Annotated in this window: 14 protein-coding genes and 1 pseudogene; 8 read left to right on the forward strand and 7 right to left on the reverse strand. The window is 70.6% G+C overall.

The features are described 5' to 3' along the window. Positions 1-160: 160 nt before the first annotated feature. Positions 161-1,609, forward strand: a complete 1,449-nt coding sequence (locus ACEZDE_RS13000; RefSeq protein ID WP_380535797.1) for an MATE family efflux transporter — start codon at positions 161-163, stop codon at positions 1,607-1,609. Positions 1,610-1,751: 142 nt separating this feature from the next. On the opposite strand, the gene rplI is transcribed toward ACEZDE_RS13000, so the two are convergent. The 4 genes from rplI to rpsF all read right to left on the reverse strand — a co-directional run bounded on the left by rplI (position 1,752) and on the right by rpsF (position 3,628). Further along, positions 1,752-2,198, reverse strand: coding sequence for a 50S ribosomal protein L9 (gene rplI / locus ACEZDE_RS13005; protein ID WP_380535799.1), 447 nt, complete (start codon positions 2,196-2,198; stop codon positions 1,752-1,754). 19 nt (positions 2,199-2,217) lie between these two features. Then, positions 2,218-2,454, reverse strand: a complete 237-nt coding sequence (gene rpsR / locus ACEZDE_RS13010) for a 30S ribosomal protein S18 (protein ID WP_034089348.1) — start codon at positions 2,452-2,454, stop codon at positions 2,218-2,220. A gap of 128 nt (positions 2,455-2,582) precedes the next feature. After that, entirely contained in the window at positions 2,583-3,218 is a 636-nt protein-coding gene (locus ACEZDE_RS13015) for a single-stranded DNA-binding protein (RefSeq protein ID WP_380535801.1), read from the reverse strand. Positions 3,219-3,337: 119 nt separating this feature from the next. Next, a complete protein-coding gene (gene rpsF / locus ACEZDE_RS13020; RefSeq protein WP_123498332.1) occupies positions 3,338-3,628 on the reverse strand; it encodes a 30S ribosomal protein S6 in 291 nt (96 codons plus the stop codon). Positions 3,629-3,908: 280 nt separating this feature from the next. Between rpsF and ACEZDE_RS13025 the strand changes: the two genes are divergently transcribed. From ACEZDE_RS13025 to ACEZDE_RS13035, 3 genes are all read left to right on the forward strand, one after another. Next, a complete protein-coding gene (locus ACEZDE_RS13025; RefSeq protein ID WP_380535803.1) occupies positions 3,909-4,268 on the forward strand; it encodes a hypothetical protein in 360 nt (119 codons plus the stop codon). 148 nt (positions 4,269-4,416) lie between these two features. After that, positions 4,417-5,535: a lipid II:glycine glycyltransferase FemX gene (locus tag ACEZDE_RS13030; protein ID WP_380535804.1), complete on the forward strand. Its 1,119-nt coding sequence runs from the start codon at positions 4,417-4,419 to the stop codon at positions 5,533-5,535. Between the two features lie 47 nt (positions 5,536-5,582). Continuing rightward, positions 5,583-6,617 carry an alanine racemase gene (locus ACEZDE_RS13035; protein WP_380535806.1) on the forward strand — a complete coding sequence of 345 codons (1,035 nt, stop codon included), beginning with the start codon at positions 5,583-5,585 and terminating at the stop codon, positions 6,615-6,617. 90 nt (positions 6,618-6,707) lie between these two features. On the opposite strand, the gene ACEZDE_RS13040 is transcribed toward ACEZDE_RS13035, so the two are convergent. Together ACEZDE_RS13040 and ACEZDE_RS13045 are read right to left on the reverse strand one after the other, a co-directional pair. After that, positions 6,708-8,249 carry a glycosyltransferase family 87 protein gene (locus ACEZDE_RS13040; protein ID WP_380535808.1) on the reverse strand — a complete coding sequence of 514 codons (1,542 nt, stop codon included), beginning with the start codon at positions 8,247-8,249 and terminating at the stop codon, positions 6,708-6,710. A 233-nt stretch (positions 8,250-8,482) separates the two neighbouring features. Next, positions 8,483-11,083 carry a transglycosylase domain-containing protein gene (locus ACEZDE_RS13045; protein ID WP_380535810.1) on the reverse strand — a complete coding sequence of 867 codons (2,601 nt, stop codon included), beginning with the start codon at positions 11,081-11,083 and terminating at the stop codon, positions 8,483-8,485. Positions 11,084-11,494: 411 nt separating this feature from the next. Between ACEZDE_RS13045 and ACEZDE_RS13050 the strand changes: the two genes are divergently transcribed. Both ACEZDE_RS13050 and ACEZDE_RS13055 read left to right on the forward strand, forming a co-directional pair. Next, positions 11,495-12,199 (forward strand): PadR family transcriptional regulator, encoded by a 705-nt coding sequence (locus tag ACEZDE_RS13050; RefSeq protein WP_380535811.1) that lies wholly within the window; start codon positions 11,495-11,497, stop codon positions 12,197-12,199. A 116-nt stretch (positions 12,200-12,315) separates the two neighbouring features. Then, the gene (locus ACEZDE_RS13055) at positions 12,316-13,398 is read left to right on the forward strand and encodes an inositol-3-phosphate synthase (protein WP_380535813.1); all 1,083 of its coding nucleotides are present in this window, start codon (positions 12,316-12,318) and stop codon (positions 13,396-13,398) included. Between the two features lie 106 nt (positions 13,399-13,504). Here ACEZDE_RS13055 and ACEZDE_RS13060 read toward each other — a convergent pair whose 3' ends face one another. Beyond that, on the reverse strand, positions 13,505-13,993 hold the full coding sequence (locus tag ACEZDE_RS13060; RefSeq protein ID WP_380535815.1) for a hypothetical protein: 489 nt from the start codon (positions 13,991-13,993) through the stop codon (positions 13,505-13,507). 112 nt (positions 13,994-14,105) lie between these two features. Between ACEZDE_RS13060 and ACEZDE_RS13065 the strand changes: the two genes are divergently transcribed. Continuing rightward, the gene (locus ACEZDE_RS13065) at positions 14,106-15,461 is read left to right on the forward strand and encodes an MFS transporter (protein ID WP_380535817.1); all 1,356 of its coding nucleotides are present in this window, start codon (positions 14,106-14,108) and stop codon (positions 15,459-15,461) included. 108 nt (positions 15,462-15,569) lie between these two features. After that, positions 15,570-15,902, forward strand: a pseudogene (locus tag ACEZDE_RS13070) (hypothetical protein); the annotation flags it as partial. Positions 15,903-16,324: the final 422 nt, after the last annotated feature.

Raw genomic sequence — 16,324 nt, forward strand, 5'->3', positions numbered from 1 at the left:
TGAACTGCGGCGATTCAATCCGCCACCTGTGCACGAGAAAAATTTCACACGTGGCGTGAAGATCACCACCCAAACCGTCCACCCATCCGGCGGGGGCACCATGGTGTAATAGCTCAACCCAGCAGGCAGTCATTACCTGTGGATGACTACGGTAGGACTCATGCGATCGACCTCCCCCACCAGCCCGGCAGGGCCCCGACCCGACCCCGGACCCCGCCCCAGCCACGACCCGGAACCCCGCCCCGGCGACCGCCCCGACCGCACCGGCACCCGCGCGCGAACCCGGTCTCGGACCAAGACCCGGCCACGGACCCGCCACGACCGGGAGATCCTCGCCCTCGCCCTCCCCGCCTTCGGCGCCCTCATCGCCGAGCCGCTGTTCCTGATGGCCGACTCCGCCATCGTCGGCCACCTGGGCACCGCCCAGCTGGCCGGTCTCGGCGTCGCCGCCGCGCTGCTCGCCACCCTGGTCAACGTGTTCGTCTTCCTCGCCTACGCCACTACCGCCGCGGTGGCCCGACGGGTCGGCTCCGGCGACCGCCGGGCCGCCGTGCAGCAGGGCATCGACGGGATCTGGCTGGCGCTGCTGCTGTCCGTGCCGGTGGTCGCCGGGGCGCTCGCGCTGGCCCCGCAGCTGGTCCGGCTGTTCGGCGCCTCCCCCAGCGCCACCGCCTACGCCGTCGACTACCTGCGGATCAGCGCCCTGGGCATCCCGGCGATGCTGACCGTCCTCGCCGCGACCGGCGTCCTGCGCGGGCTGCAGGACACCCGCACCCCGCTGGTCGTCGCCGTCGCCGGATTCGGCGGCAACCTGCTGCTCAACCTGGTGCTGGTGTTCGGCGCGGGCCTGGGCATCGCCGGGTCCGCGCTGGGCACGGTGCTGGCGCAGTGGGGCATGGCCGCCGCGTACGCGACCGTCGTGCTCCGCGGCGCGCGGAGGACCGGCGCCCGGCTGCGCCCGGACCCGGCGGGCATCCGGGCCTGCGCCACCGCGGGTGCGCCGCTGCTGGTGCGCACGCTCAGCCTGCGCGCGGTGCTGCTGATCGCGACCGGCGTCACGGCCGGCCTCGGCAACACCGACCTGGCCGCGCAGCAGGTCGCGATGGCGCTGTGGAGCTTCCTGGCCTTCGCCCTGGACGCCATCGCCATCGCCGGGCAGGCCATCATCGGCCGCTACCTGGGCGCGGACGACATCCCGGGCGCGCGGGCCGCGACCCGGCGGATGGTCGAGTGGGGGATCGGCTCCGGCGTCGTCCTCGGCGGCCTGCTGCTGCTGGCCCGCCCGCTCTACCTGCCGCTGTTCACCGCGGACCCGGCGGTGCGCGGGCAGTTGGGCTCGGTGCTGCTGATCGCCGCGCTGGGCCAGCCGGTCTGCGGCGTGGTCTTCGTGCTGGACGGGGTGCTGATGGGCGCGGGCGACGGCCCGTACCTGGCCTGGGCGATGGTCGCGACGCTGGCCGTGTACGCGCCGGTGGCGCTGACCGTCGGCGGCGGCGGCCTGGACGCGCTGTGGTGGGCGATTACCCTGTGCATGGTGGTCCGGCTGCTGTTCCTCACCCTGCGCGCCCGCACCGGGGCCTGGCTGGTCACCGGCGCGGTACGGGCCTGAACGGCCCCCCGGCGGACGCGGTACGGGCCTGAACGAACCTCCGGCGGACGCGGTACGGGCCCGAACGGCCCCCCCGGCGGAGACGCCGGAAGGCCGGTCCCCCCGTGAGGGACCGGCCTTCCGACTACAGCGAAACGTCAGGTCAGGCAGCGACGACGTCGACGTTGATCTTGGCGACCACGTCGGACAGCAGCTTGACGGTGACGGTGTGCGCACCCGTGGTCTTGATCGGCGAACCGATCTCGACCCGGCGCTTGTCCACGAGCGGACCGTCGACGGCCTTGATGGCCGCGACGACGTCGCTCGGGGTGACGGAGCCGAAGAGACGGCCCGCGTCGCCCGCGCGCACGGCGAGCTTGACGTTCAGACCCTCCAGCTTGCCCTTGACCTCGTTGGCCTGCTCAAGGGTCTGGATCTCGTGGATCTTGCGGGCGCGACGGATCGCGTCCACGTCCTTCTGCCCGCCCTTGGTCCAGCGGATGGCGAAGCCACGCGGAACCAGGTAGTTGCGGGCGTAACCGTCCTTGACCTCGACGATGTCGCCGGCGGTCCCGAGGCCCGAGACCTCGTTCGTGAGGATGATCTTCATTGTTCGGTCACCCTCCTATTCAGCGAGCGGTCGAGGTGTAGGGCAGCAGAGCGACCTCGCGGCTGTTCTTCACAGCCGTGGCCACGTCGCGCTGGTGCTGGGTGCAGTTGCCGGTGACCCGGCGGGCGCGGATCTTCCCACGGTCGGAGATGAACTTGCGAAGCAGGTTCGTGTCCTTGTAGTCGACGTAGGAGATCTTGTCCTTGCAGAAGACGCAAACCTTCTTCTTAGGCTTGCGTACAGGCGGCTTCGCCATCATGTACTCCACTAACTGGTGTTCACGATCCGGCCGTTGTTCACACGACCGGGTCGCACGGGATCAAGTCTGAGCGGGCCGTACCCCGAGGGGACCGGGCCCAGCACACTGCTGTCGTCCGGGAGGGACTAGAACGGAGGCTCGTCCGAGAAGCCGCCACCGCCGCCGGCCGGGGAACCCCAGCCGCCGCCGTTGCCGCCACCGGAGTTGCCCTGCTGTCCGCCGCCCGCCGGGGCACTGGTCGCCCAGGGGTCGTCGGACGGGCCGGACTGGCCGCCGCCGGAGTTCTGCGAACCCCAGCCGCCGCCGTTCCCGCCCTGCTGGCCGCCACCGCCGAACCCGCCGCCGCCACCGGAGTTGCCGCCGAAGCCGCCACCCGTGCCGCCCTGACCGCCGGTCCGCTGGGCCTTGGTGACCTTCGCGGTGGCGCGGAGCAGCGACGGGCCGACCTCGTCGACCTCGACCTCGTAGACGGTCCGCTTCTCGCCCTCTTTGGTGTCGTACGTGCGCTGGCGCAGACGGCCCTGGACGATGACGCGCATACCGCGCTGCAGCGTCTCAGCGCAGTTCTCCGCCGGCTGCCGCCAGACGTTGCACGTGAGGAAGAGGCTCTCGCCGTCCTTCCACTCGTTGGTCTGCCGGTCGAACGTACGAGGAGTGGACGCGATGCGGAACTTCGCGACGGCCGCACCCGAAGGCGTGAAACGCAGCTCGGGGTCGTCGACAAGGTTGCCGACAAGGGTGATGACGGTGTCGCCTGCCATGGTGGTGTTCGACCTCTCGGTGGGAGCGGTTCCGTTCAAAGAGCAGTGCTCACCGCGTCGACCGTACGGACGGCCGGGCGGTGCAGTGCCTCACTGGACGCGGGGCACTTGGAGGAGCCTCAGTGGGTGTCCGGGCGGAGCACCTTGGTGCGGAGGACCTGCTCGCTCAGGTTGAGCTGCCGGTCGAGCTCCTTGACGACCGCAGGCTCGGCCTTGAGGTCGATCACCGAGTAGATGCCCTCGGACTTCTTGTTGATCTCGTACGACAGGCGACGACGGCCCCAGGTGTCGACCTTCTCCACGTTGCCGCCGCCGGTGCGGACGACATTGAGGAAGTTCTCGATCAGGGGGGAGACAGCGCGCTCCTCGACCTCAGGGTCGAGGATCACCATGACCTCGTAATGACGCATGTGGAACCCACCTCCTCTGGACTCAGCGGCCACGGTCTTTCCGTGGCAGGAGGGTTTTGAACGCGTCGCAACGGTAGCGGGCGGCACTGACAAACAGCCGCGCCACACCGGTGCAGACGGTCCAGCCTACAGGCACCCGAACGGGCTCTTGTCATCCACCCCCCTACCGACGCAATCTGTACACATCGGGTAGGGGTCACGCTAGGGTGCGCCCGCCCGAGGCCGTACGGCCGACCCCGGCCTGCGGCCCCGACGATTCCTCCCCAAGGAGGCGGGTCTGATGGCTCACTCGTTCGGTTCCTCACAACCCCAGGGACAGCTTCCCTCCCCGCTGCCCTCGCTCGCCCCGATGTCCCCCTACGGCCCCGGGCTCAGCCGCCACACCGACGGGGTGAAGACGCACCCGCTGCAGGACACCCTGGCCGCGGTCACCATGGTCCTGGCCCTGGTCGCCATCTCCACCTGCGCGTTCCGCGGACTGCACATGGTGGCGTCCTGGACCGGCCTCGCCGGGATCGTCACCGGGGCCGTCGGCCAGTACCTCTCGGTGACCACCGCCGAGCGCTTCGTCCTGGTCTGCGCCGGGGTGGTGGCCGCGGTCGGCCTGGGCATCGGACTCGCCCACGGCGGCCTGTGGTGACGCCCCGCCTGTCCTGTGCCGGGGCTGCGGCCGGGCCTGTGGCCGGGACTGCGGCGACATCCCGCTAGTGGCGTCCCTATGGGGGTGCTCCACCTGGGCAGTAGAGTTCCCGTCTGACGCGAACTGAAGCCCGAGGAGCACCCCCACCATGAGCCTGCGCCTGAGGACCATCAGCCGGGAGGAGCACCTGGCCTTCATCCGGACCCTGCCCTCCGCGAGCCATATGCAGGTCCCCTCCTGGGGCGACGTCAAGGCCGAGTGGCGCTCGGAGAGCATCGGCTGGTTCGACGACCGGGGGACGGTGGTCGGCGCGGGCCTGGTGCTGTACCGGCAGATCCCCAAGGTGAAGCGCTACCTGGCCTACCTGCCCGAGGGCCCGGTGATCGACTGGTTCGACCCGAACCTGGAGCGCTGGCTGCAGCCGATGCTGGACCACCTCAAGGGGCAGGGCGCGTTCACCGTCAAGATGGGCCCGCCGGTGATAATCCGCCGCTGGCAGGCCGAGACGATCAAGAGCGCCATCGCCGGCAAGGAGGCCAAGCGGCTCCGCGACGTCGAGGCCGACTGGTACGAGCCGCGCGCCATCGACACCGCCGACCGGCTGCGCCGGCTCGGCTGGCAGCAGGGCGAGGACGCCGGGGCCGGCTTCGGCGACGTCCAGCCGCGCTACGTCTACCAGGTGCCGCTGGCCAACCGCTCGCCCGAGGACATCCTCAAGGGCTTCAACCAGCTGTGGCGGCGGAACATCAAGAAGGCCGAGAAGGCCGGCGTGGAGATCGTCCAGGGCGGCTACGACGACCTGCCGGTGTTCCACCAGCTCTACCTGGAGACCGCCGAGCGGGACCACTTCATCCCCCGCCCGCTGTCCTACTTCCAGCGCCAGTGGAAGGCCCTGACCAGCGAGGACCCCAATCGGATGCGCCTGTACCTGGCGTACCACGAGGGCGACGCGCTGGCCGGCACCACCATGATCACGGTCGGCGGCCACGTCTGGTACTCCTACGGCGCGTCCACCGTGCACAAGCGCGAGGTGCAGCCCAACAACGCCATCCAGTGGCGGATGCTGCGCGACGCCTACGCGCTCGGCGCGACCGTCTACGACCTGCGCGGCATCAGCGACACCCTGGACGAGGACGACCACCTGTTCGGCCTGATCCGGTTCAAGGTGGGCACCGGCGGCCAGGCGGCCGAGTACCTCGGCGAGTGGGACTTCCCGCTGAACAAGCTGCTGCACAAGGCTCTCGACATGTACATGAATCGCCGCTAGAACACCAGTCCTCCTCCCATCCGAGCACGGAAGGCACACCACCCCCCATGGCGCTCACCCTGTACGTGGACACCCCGCGCTGGCGTGCCCACCAGCGCTCCGTCGTGGACGCCTTCCCCGGCCTGGTCCCGGTGGCGAAGGGCAACGGCTACGGCTTCCGCAACCTCCGGCTGGCCGAGGAGGCGGTCCGGCTCGGCGCCGACGTACTCGCGGTCGGCACCTCCTACGAGGCGGCCGAGCTGAAGGACTACTTCGGCAAGGACCTGATCGTGCTCACCCCGTACCGGATCCGCGAGGACACGGTGCCGCTGCCGCAGCGGGTGATCCGCACGGTCGGCTCGATCGAGGGCGTCCGCGGCCTGGTCGGCGGCCGGGTCATCATCGAGTGCATGACCAGCATGCGCCGGCACGGGGTCACCCCCGACGAGCTGGGCAAGCTGCGGGCCGCGATCGACGACGTCCGGGTCGAGGGCTTCGCGGTGCACCTGCCGATGGACCGCCCGGAGGGGGTCGACCCGCTGGGCGAGACCGTCGCCTGGGTGGACCGGCTGCGCGCGGCCGGGCTGCCGGTGCGCCGGATGTTCGTCAGCCACCTGCGCCCGCCGGAGGTCGCCGAGCTGTCCAGGCGCTACCCGGACGTGCACTTCAGGGCCAGGATCGGCACCCAGCTGTGGCTGGGCGACCACGGCGCGCTGGAGAGCCGGGGCACGGTCATGGACGTCCACCCGCTGGCCAAGGGCGACCGCTACGGCTACCGGCAGCACCGGGCCGGAGTGGACGGACACCTGCTGGTGGTCGCGGGCGGCACCGCGCACGGGGTGGGCCTGGAAGCCCCGAAGAACCTCACCGGCCTCACCCCCCGCGCCAAGAACCTGGCCAGGGCCGGGCTGGCCACGCTGAACCGCACCCCGTCACCGTTCAGCTGGAACGGGGCCAAGCTCGCCTTCGCCGAGCCGCCGCACATGCAGGTCTCGCTGCTGTGGCTGCCCGGCGAGATCGCCCCGCCGCAGCCGGGCGAGGAGCTGAAGGCGACGCTGCGGCACACCACCACCCTGTTCGACCGGATCGCCGACCGCGACTGATCCGGACCGGGTCGGGCCCAGCTGAACCGAACGCCCGTCGGCCTGTGGACAACTCCTTGTCCACAGGACGACGGTGTTTTATCCACAGGCTCAACCAGCGCTGGAATCAGCGTACTTGGGCCCCCAATGGCCCTCGTCGGCAACGCTGAAAGCGTCATCTTGCCTGTCCAGGACCCCTCCTGACGGGTCGTCACTGCCGTCCCAGCGGACCACGTCGAACTCCGGCATCAGCACGTCCCGGATGACCATGACACACAGGTAGAGCACGCCGAGGATGTGGACCACGATCGCCGCGTGGTACCAGTCCGGCGGCAGGCCCTTCTGGTGCGGGCTGGTGGAGTAGGCGAAGTTGAACCAGATCGCCAGGAAGTACAGCACCTCGCAGGCCTGCCAGACCAGGAAGTCGCGCCAGCGCGGACGCGCCAGCGCGGCCAGCGGCACCAGCCACAGCACGTACTGCGGCGAGTAGACCTTGCCGGTCAGCACGAAGGCGGCGACGATCAGGAAGGCCAACTGCGCCAGCCGCGGCCTGCGCTGGGCGCCGAGCGCCAGCCAGGAGACGCCCAGCGCGCACAGCGCCATCAGCAGCAGGATGACGATGTTCACGGTCGTGGTCGACCAGCTGACCACCCCGTTCTGGGACAGGATCAGCCAGAACGAGCCGTAGTCCACGCCGCGGTTCACGTTGTAGGTCCAGAAGGTGGCCCAGCCGCTGAAGTGGAGCAGCATGAACGGCAGGTTCAGCACCAGCCAGGCGCCCGCCGCGGCCGCCATCGCCTGCCCGAACTCGCGCAGCCTGCCCGCCCGCCAGCACAGCGCCAGCAGCGGCAGGAGCAGCAGCAGCGGGTAGAACTTCGCCGAGGCGGCCAGCCCGAGCAGGGCCCCGGCCCAGACCACCCGGCGGTTGGCCCAGCAGGCCAGCGCGAGCGAGGTGACCGCGACCGCCAGCAGGTCCCAGTTGACGGTCCCGTCCAGCGCGAGCACCGGCGCCAGCGCGAACAGCAGCGCGTCCCAGGGACGGCGGCGGTGGGTGCGCATCACCGCGACCACCGCGACCACCGCGCAGATCATCAGCATCCCGGAGTTGAGCAGCCAGTAGACCTGCTCGCGGTGCATGTCGCTGCCGCCGGACGGGGTGAGCCAGGCCGCGAACCACATGAACAGCCCGGCCAGCACCGGGTACTCCAGGTACTGCATGTGGATGTCGGTCGCGCCGGGGATCCGGTCCAGGTAGGGGATCGTGCCGGTGGAGAAGCCGCGCAGCGAGAACATGTGCGGGATGTCGCTGTAGCAGGCGTGGTCGTACTGCGCGGTGGTGCCGAAGAACCAGCCGCTGTTGTAGCAGGGGACCTTCTGCACCATGCCGAGCGCGAAGACGACGATCGTGCACACCGCGAGCACCCGCGCCGCGGTCCACCAGCTGACGCCGAGCAGCGCTCGGCGGCCGGGGGCCCCGCCGAGGACCTCGCTGCCCGCGGCGGCGACCGGGTCCTCGTCGGCGGGGACCACGACGGTGTCCTCGGGGGGCGGGGAAAGGGTCGACACGGTCGTTCCGCCCTCCGGTGCGGCGGCCTGACCGGCCCCCGGGTGGGCCGGGGTGTCCGCGGCCTCGTCATGCTCGCTCGACGTCATGCCGGACATCCTGCCGCACGACCCTGGGTGCCGGCCCGGCACCCGGCGGGTTCGGTCCGGGTCGGGGCCGGGTTCGGTTCGCTTCGGGGGCCGAGACCGGGCCCGGAACAGGCTCGGGCGGCGGGACAGCGGGACGGCGAAGGCCCCGTCCCGCGGCCTGCCCGAAGGCAGGCGGCGGGCCGGGGCCGCCGTACCGGCCGGTCCCGGCCGGATCGGGCCGGGACCGGCGGGCTTCAGCCCAGGAAGCCGGTTCCGCCGCTGCTGCTCCCTTGTCCCTTCTTGGACCGTGAGGGTGTCGGTGAGGCGCCGCTCGTGTCGGTCGCCGTGCTGCTGGGGTCGGGCGGGCAGAATATTCCGCCCACGCCCAGGCAGCTCTGCGTCGACGTCGGGAACGGGTTGCTCGGGGTGGAGGTCGCCGTCGGCGGCGCCGTGGTGGGCGGCGCCGTGGTGGCCGTGACGGTGTTCGTCGGCGTCGGCGTGGGCGTCGGCGCACCGGACTCGTTCGCGCCCTTGGGCAGGCTGGGCGCGGGCGGGAAGTTCATGACCGACTGGCCCTTCAGGGCATCGGACATGTAGTCGGTCCACACCTCGGTGGGCAGCGCGCCACCGTAGAAGGTGGTCTTCTGGCCGGTGCCGGTGCCGACCATGCTCATCATGCCCGGGTGCTTGGGGTCCTCACGGAACATCGCGACCGCGGTGGCGAGCTGCGGGGTGTAGCCGATGAACCAGGCCGACTTGTAGTCGTCGGTGGTACCGGTCTTGCCGGCCGCGGGACGGCCGATGGCCTGGGCGGCGGTGGCGGTGCCGTACTTCACCACGTCCTGCAGCATGCTGTTGATCGTGTTGGCGGTCGAGGGGGACATCACCGGCGTCGACGTGGGCTTGGCCAGCACCGGCGAGGTCAGGTCCGTCCCGGTCCTGACCACCTTGGTGACCGAGTACGGCTCGTGGAAGGTGCCGCCGTTGTCGAGGGTGGCGTAGACGTTCGCCATCCGGATCGCGCTCGGCGTGGACGTTCCGATGAAGAAGCCGGCGGTGTCGCCGCTGAGGGCGTTGGGGTCGAACCCCAGGCCCAGACTGACCGCCATGGCCTTGACGTTGGCGTAGCCGACATCCTCACCCAGCTGGACATAGGGCGTGTTGACCGAGTTGTTCATCGCGGTCCTGAGGGTGATGAACCCCGGCATGTTGTTGTTGTCGTTCCGCTGGTGGAACAGCGAGCCGTTCGGGTTGGTCAGCAACTGACCGGCCTGGTTCCTGATGGTGATCAGGTTGTTGCCGTTGAACTTGCTGTCCGGGGTGATCGGCGACCGCACGTCCGACCCCGGGGTGAGGATCGCGCCCTTCTCCAGCGCGGTGGCCATGTCGACCGGCTTGAAGGTCGACCCGACCGGGACACCGGCGCTGTTGGCGTTGTTGATGTCATGCCCCTTGTCCTGCCCCGGACCGCCGTAGAGCGAGACGATGGCGCCGGAACCCGGGTCGATGGAGGCCGCGCCGGTCTGGAAGAAGCTGTCGTAGTTCGGACGCTTCTTCGGGTCGATGTGCTCCTTGGTGACCTTGTCCACCGCGGCGGCCAGCGCGGTGACGTCGCTCTTCTTGAACGTCGTGTAGACCTGGAAGCCGCCCGCGGCGAAGTCGCTGTCGGTGACCTTCGGCGTGCTGTGCTGCTCCACGTAGTTGGTGGCGGTGTCGACCAGGTAGCCGATCTGGCCGGTCAGCGTGGCGTTGCGGATCCAGGGCTTCGGCATCGGGAACTTGTCTGGCGTCAGCTTGGCCCGGTCGGCGGCGGTCATCCAGTTGTTGGCCACCATCCGGTTCAGCACGTAGTTCCACCGGGCCAGCGCCGCCGCCTGGACACCCTTGTCGGTGCTGATGTCCTGGTAGTAGCTGGGCTGGTTGACCGTCGCCGCGATGAACGCGCCCTGGGCGAGCGTCAGCTGACTTGCGTGCACGCCGTAGTAGGCCTGTGCCGCGGCCTCGATGCCGTTGGCGCCGCGCCCGTAGTAGTTGCTGTTGAGGTACCCCTCCATCACCTGCGGCTTGGAGTAGTAGCCCCGGCCGATCTTCGCGGAGATGATGATCTCCTTGAACTTCCGGCTGAGGGTCTGCTGGGTGTTCGCCAGCACGCTGTTCTTCACCCACTGCTGGGTGATGGTCGATCCTGACTGGATGTCACCGCCGGTCGCCATGTTCTTCACGGCGCGCAGGATGCTCATCGGGTCGATGCCGCTGTTGGTCTCGAAGGACTCGTCCTCGGCCGCCATGAAGTCCTCTTGGACCACCTTGGGGACGTCCTGGATATGCACGATCTGGCGGTTGACCGAGCCGGTCTTCGTCATCACCGTGCCGTCGGCCCAGTAGAAGACGTTGTTCTGCTGCTCCGAGGACGGGTTGACCTTCGGCACCGCGGTCGTCGCGTAGGCGTAGCCGACGAAGCCCACCACGGCCGCGAACATGATCAGCGCGCCGCTGAGGATCTGCTTGAACGAGGGGATCCAGCGCCGGACCCCGTTCTTGCCCCAGCGCGGGTAGTCGAGGAAGCGCTTCGGCCTGGGACCGGCCGGGCCCGCGGGTCCGCTGCCGGTCGCCCGGCGACCGCCGCCGCCCTTGCCCTGGGCGCTCCTGCGCATCTCGGCGCGGGTCGGCCGGGGTTCGGAGGGGGCAGGTCGCGGCTCCGAGGAGAAGCCCTGGGACCGCGAACCCTGCGGCGCGGCGGTCCGGCGCGGCGGCGGGGTGCCCTGGCGTCCGGGCGGGGCCTGCTGCGGCCCTCTCCGCGCGCCGGGGGGAGTGCTTCCCGGGGTCGACTGCTGTTTGCGCCGATGTTCGCTCATGCTTCCAGCTGCTCCTCGGACAGGCCGTTCGACCTGAAGGCGGTGGTCCACTTCCGATCCGCACCGGGGCCGTCAAGGCCCTGCGTGCGAGTCCCCCGGGGCACCGGCCGGTGAGGCCGCACTGCACCGGGGACAAGGACGTCCCTGGTGCCACATCGGTTCCCGGCTTTCTGCATAGCCGACAGAGTACGCAGCAGTTCTAGGGACCTAATCGGGTGTTCATGGGCAATCCGGTCATAACCCCTGGAGAAGGTTGCGAAAAGGTTGGCCTCCGACCCACCTGTGAGCCCCTTCACGGGGGCGCCTCTTGCTTCCACGGCACGCGCGGCATATCGTCTCGATGTATCGACTCGATACATCGAGGCGGCATAGCAGTGGCACGACGGCACCGACGAACGGAGGAGACCGCGGGTGAGCAGACGCTCCGGCATCCTTGAGTTCGCCGTCCTCGGGTTGCTCCATGACGCCCCGATGCACGGCTACGAACTGCGCAAACGTCTGAACGTGCTGCTTGGTTCCTTCCGGGCCTTCTCCTACGGCACGCTCTACCCCTGCCTCAAGGGGCTGGTCGCCCAGGGCTTCCTGATCGAGGACAACCCCGACACCGAGTACATCCCGGCCACGGCGCTCAACGGCAAGCGGTCGAAGATCGTCTACCGGCTCACCGGTGAGGGCAAGCAGCGCTTCGAGGAACTGCTCGCCGACTCGGGCCCGGACGCCTGGGAGGACGAGCACTTCGGGGTGCACTTCGCCTTCTTCGGGCAGACCGACCGGGCCGTGCGGATGCGCGTCCTGGAAGGCCGCCGCAGCCGGCTGGAGGAGCGGATGGAGCGGATGCGCACCTCACTGGCCCGCACCAGGGAGCGCCTCGACGGCTACACCCTGGAGCTCCAGCGGCACGGCCTGGAGTCGGTGGAGCGCGAGGTCCGCTGGCTCAACGAGCTGATCGAGACCGAGCGGGCCAACCGCACCGGCCGGCCGGAGGGCCGCCCCGACACCGGGCCGCCAGGCGCTTACCCCGGTTCGACCCCACAGATTTCGGACGGCACGGACCGGCCCGCGGACAACGCCGCAACGCCGCCCGACCGCCCGGGGCGCTCCCCCCAGGAGCGCTGAACCCAGCGCGGGACCGCGGACGCGGGTGGTCGGGGGACCGCCGCCAGCACATGGACGTACCGCACTCACGTATCGCATGCATGTTTCCAACACGATCAACCAGAGGAGCAACCGGAATGAGTTCGGTTCGCGTAGCCATCGTAGGTGTGGGCAACTGCGCCGCCTCGCTTGTCCAGGGCGTCGAGTACTACAAGGACGCCGATCCGAACAGCCGCGTGCCCGGTCTCATGCACGTGCAGTTCGGTGACTACCACGTCCGCGACGTGGAGTTCCACGCCGCGTTCGACGTGGACGCCAAGAAGGTCGGCCTCGACCTGGCCGACGCCATCGGCGCCAGCGAGAACAACACCATCAAGATCTGCGACGTGCCGGCCACCGGTGTCTCCGTCCAGCGCGGCCACACCCTGGACGGCCTCGGCAAGTACTACCGCGAGACCATCGAGGAGTCCTCCGAGGAGGCCGTCGACGTCGTGCAGGTCCTCAAGGACCGCAAGATCGACGTCCTGGTCTGCTACCTCCCGGTCGGTTCCGAGGCCGCGGCGAAGTTCTACGCCCAGTGCGCCATCGACGCCAAGGTCGCCTTCGTCAACGCCCTCCCGGTCTTCATCGCCGGCACCAAGGAGTGGGCCGACAAGTTCACCGAGGCCGGTGTCCCGATCGTCGGCGACGACATCAAGTCCCAGGTCGGCGCGACCATCACGCACCGCGTGATGGCGAAGCTGTTCGAGGACCGCGGCGTCCTGCTGGAGCGCACCCTGCAGCTGAACGTCGGCGGCAACATGGACTTCAAGAACATGCTGGAGCGCGACCGCCTGGAGTCCAAGAAGATCTCCAAGACCCAGTCGGTCACCTCGCAGATCGTGGACCGCGACCTGGGCGCCCGCAACGTCCACATCGGCCCGTCGGACTACGTGCCGTGGCTGGACGACCGCAAGTGGGCCTACGTCCGCCTCGAGGGCCGTGCCTTCGGCGACGTGCCGCTGAACCTGGAGTACAAGCTCGAGGTGTGGGACTCCCCGAACTCGGCCGGCGTCATCATCGACGCGGTCCGCGCGGCGAAGATCGCCAAGGACCGCGGCATCGGCGGCCCGATCCTGTCGGCGTCCTCCTACCTGATGAAGTCCCCGCCGGTGCAGTACTTCGACGACGAGGCCCGCGACAACGTGGAGAAGTTCATCCGCGGCGAGGTCGAGCGCTGACCCGACCTGCGGACGCAGTCGCAGTCGCGTCACCCGAGCCGCCCGTGCGAGCAGATCGCACGGGCGGCTCGCCGTCGTTCTGGCGGAACACGGGACGGCGTCCCCGTCAGCTCCGGTGCCGCCGCTTGCGGTTGGGGCGGTGCGGGCGGATCAGCGTGTCCAACTCGCCCACGGCCGCCCGGACATGGGCCGGGCCGCGGCGCAGCCGCTGACCCGAGCAGCACCAGACCAGCCGCCCGTCCGCCTCGCCCGGGTGCATCCCGAGCGCGTGCTCGGTGCAGACCGGCCACGCCTGCCAGAGCCGCTCGGTGACGGTCTCCTGTGCCGCGTCGGCGATCGCCGCCAGCGCGGCGTCGGCATCCCGCAGCTGGTCCGGGTCCAGGGGGTTGCCGTGCCACTCGCCGTCGGCCAGGGCGACACAGACGGTCTCCGGCTCGTCGGCCCAGGGGGACTGGAGCAGCAGCCGCAGCGGCAGCTGCTCCGGCAGGGTCGCCGCGAGATCGCGGTTGAGCAGCGCGAGAGCCGCCTCCAACAGGGGGTACGCGCCCGGCGGGACCGGGTGCGGCACGGAGCGGTCATCGAACGGATCGGACATGCCGGCCATCCTGCCCGGCACCGCCCCCGGCCCGCGACAGCGTTTCGCCCGACGACGTCTCACACGACGACGTTTCACGTGAAACCCGCGCCGTGATCGCTACTCTGTGCAGGTGTCGATCATCCGCGGTGCGTCCGCCCCCCAGGGCAGCGCCGCGGCCCTGTTCCGCCTGCCGGACTTCCGGCGGCTGCTGCGCACCCGGCTGCTGTCCCAGCTGTCCGACGGCGTCTTCCAGGTCTCGCTGGCCTCCTATGTGGTCTTCTCGCCCGAGCGTCAGCCCACCCCCGGCGCCATCGCCTCCGCCTTCGCGGTGATGCTGCTGCCGTTCTGCCTGTTCGGGCCGTTCGCCGGACCGCTGCTCGACCGCTGGCGCCGACGGCAGATCCTGCTGTACGGAAACCTGGTCCGGCTGCTGCTCTGCCTCGGCACCGCCGTGCTGGTGCTGATGCGCGTCCCCACCCCGGTCTTCTTCGCCGCGGCGCTGCTGGTCACCGGGGTCAACCGGTTCATCCTGGCCGGGCTCTCGGCCGCGCTGCCGCAGGTCGTCCCCGCCGGGCTGCTGGTCACCGGGAACGCGCTCGCACCCACCCTGGGCACCGTCGCCAGCACCGTCGGCGGCGGATCCGGCTTCGTGGTGCGGCTGTTCCTCCCCGGCGGACCGGTCGCCAACTCCGCACTGCTGGTGCTGGCCGCCCTCGGCTACGGCTGCGCCGCGCTCGCCGCCGCCGCCATGGCCCCCGGTCTGCTCGGCCCCGACCGCGGCAAGCAGTCCCCCGAGCCGATCCGGACCGTGCTGGCGCAGACCGTGCGCGGACTGGTCACCGGGCTGCGCCACCTGGTCCGCGCCTGCCGTGCGGCCACCTACGCGCTGGCCGCGGTGACGGTGTGCCGCTTCTGCTATGGGCTGCTGCTGGTGCTGCTGCTGATGCTCTGCCGGAACACCTTCGCCGCCCCCGACGACCAGGCGGCGGGCATCCGCTGGCTGGGCCTCGCCCTGGCCGCCTCCGGCGCCGGGATCTTCGCCGCCGCGGTGCTCACCCCCTGGGCCACCCGGCGCACCGGCGTCCCCGGCTGGCTGGTGCTCTGCTCGGCACTGGCCGCGGTGCTCACCCCGGCGCTCGGCCTCACCTTCGCACCGGTGCCGATCATCACCGCCGCGTTCCTGCTCGGCCTGGTCTCGCAGAGCATCAAGATCAGCGCCGACACCGTGGTGCAGACCTCGGTCGAGGACGCCTACCGCGGCCGGGTCTTCGCCGTCTACGACGTCCTCTTCAACAGTGCGCTGGTGGCGGCGGCCACCGTCGCCGCCCTGCTGATGCCGGACAGCGGACGCTCGCCGGTGGTGGTGGTCGGCTCCGCGGTGCTCTACGCCGCCACCGCGGTCGGCTACGGGCTGACCCTGCGCCATCCGTCCTCTTCGCCCCCTTTGGCCGACCCCGTCCCCCCGGTCGGACCGCCGCCCGGGTAACCGGTCGGCCACAGCGGACCGCTGATCCTCCCTCAGCGGCACGGGCCCCGGGCCCGGACGGTAGCGTGCGCAGGACATCGCTCGTCCACCGACCACCGAGGTCCCACCATGGCCACGCCGCCCCCGCCCGCCCCGGGCAACCCGTACGGGGGGAACCCGTACCCGCAGCAGCCCGGCCCGTACGGACAGCAGCCCGCCGCGGTCCCGCCGCAGCAGTCCCCCCACGGACAACCCGGGTACGGACAGCCGCAGGGCTACCCGCCCCCGCAGGCCTACGCCGCCCCGCCCGCCCCGGCGCAGGGGTACGCCCCGCCGCAGCAGCCCCAGCCGCCGCAGTACGGCTACCCGCAGCAGCCGCCGCAATATGGCCAACCCCCATACGGACAGCAGCCCTACGGGCAACCGGCCTATGGGCAGCAGCCGTACGGGCAGCCGCAGCAGTCCCCGTACGGGCAGCCGCAGCCGGTCTACGACGGCGGGCCGACCTGCCGGTTCTGCGGGGGCTTCCCCGCCGTGGAGACGACCTTCCACGGCCACCGCGGCATGGTCCTGGTGATGCAGTTCCTCAAGACCCGCGGCCCGTTCTGCCACACCTGCGGTACCGCGGTGATGCGGGACATGTCCGCGAAGACCATGGTCCGCGGCTGGTGGGGCTACAGCTCCTGGCTGTTCAGCAGCGTCGCGCTGGTCCGCAACATCTTCGCCTACAACAAGGTGAAGGCCCTGCCCCCGGCCGCGCCCGCCCCCGGGGCGACCCAACTCGTGCCCGGCGCACCGGTGTTCAAGCGCCCCGAGATGATCGGCCTGCTGGTGCCGGCCCTGCTGCTGCTGGTGGTGCTGATCGCGCTGGTCGGCGCGGTGTC

The organism is Streptacidiphilus cavernicola (genome assembly GCF_042510955.1).
Classification (GTDB): Bacteria; Actinomycetota; Actinomycetes; order Streptomycetales; family Streptomycetaceae; genus Streptacidiphilus; species Streptacidiphilus cavernicola.

Coding starts and splice junctions, on each gene's coding strand:
- ACEZDE_RS13000 (WP_380535797.1), top strand. CDS start 161: ATGCGATCGACCTCCCCCACCAGCCCGGCAGGGCCCCGACCCGACCCC.
- rplI (WP_380535799.1), bottom strand. CDS start 2,198: ATGAAGATCATCCTCACGAACGAGGTCTCGGGCCTCGGGACCGCCGGC.
- rpsR (WP_034089348.1), bottom strand. CDS start 2,454: ATGGCGAAGCCGCCTGTACGCAAGCCTAAGAAGAAGGTTTGCGTCTTC.
- ACEZDE_RS13015 (WP_380535801.1), bottom strand. CDS start 3,218: ATGGCAGGCGACACCGTCATCACCCTTGTCGGCAACCTTGTCGACGAC.
- rpsF (WP_123498332.1), bottom strand. CDS start 3,628: ATGCGTCATTACGAGGTCATGGTGATCCTCGACCCTGAGGTCGAGGAG.
- ACEZDE_RS13025 (WP_380535803.1), top strand. CDS start 3,909: ATGGCTCACTCGTTCGGTTCCTCACAACCCCAGGGACAGCTTCCCTCC.
- ACEZDE_RS13030 (WP_380535804.1), top strand. CDS start 4,417: ATGAGCCTGCGCCTGAGGACCATCAGCCGGGAGGAGCACCTGGCCTTC.
- ACEZDE_RS13035 (WP_380535806.1), top strand. CDS start 5,583: ATGGCGCTCACCCTGTACGTGGACACCCCGCGCTGGCGTGCCCACCAG.
- ACEZDE_RS13040 (WP_380535808.1), bottom strand. CDS start 8,249: ATGACGTCGAGCGAGCATGACGAGGCCGCGGACACCCCGGCCCACCCG.
- ACEZDE_RS13045 (WP_380535810.1), bottom strand. CDS start 11,083: ATGAGCGAACATCGGCGCAAACAGCAGTCGACCCCGGGAAGCACTCCC.
- ACEZDE_RS13055 (WP_380535813.1), top strand. CDS start 12,316: ATGAGTTCGGTTCGCGTAGCCATCGTAGGTGTGGGCAACTGCGCCGCC.
- ACEZDE_RS13060 (WP_380535815.1), bottom strand. CDS start 13,993: ATGTCCGATCCGTTCGATGACCGCTCCGTGCCGCACCCGGTCCCGCCG.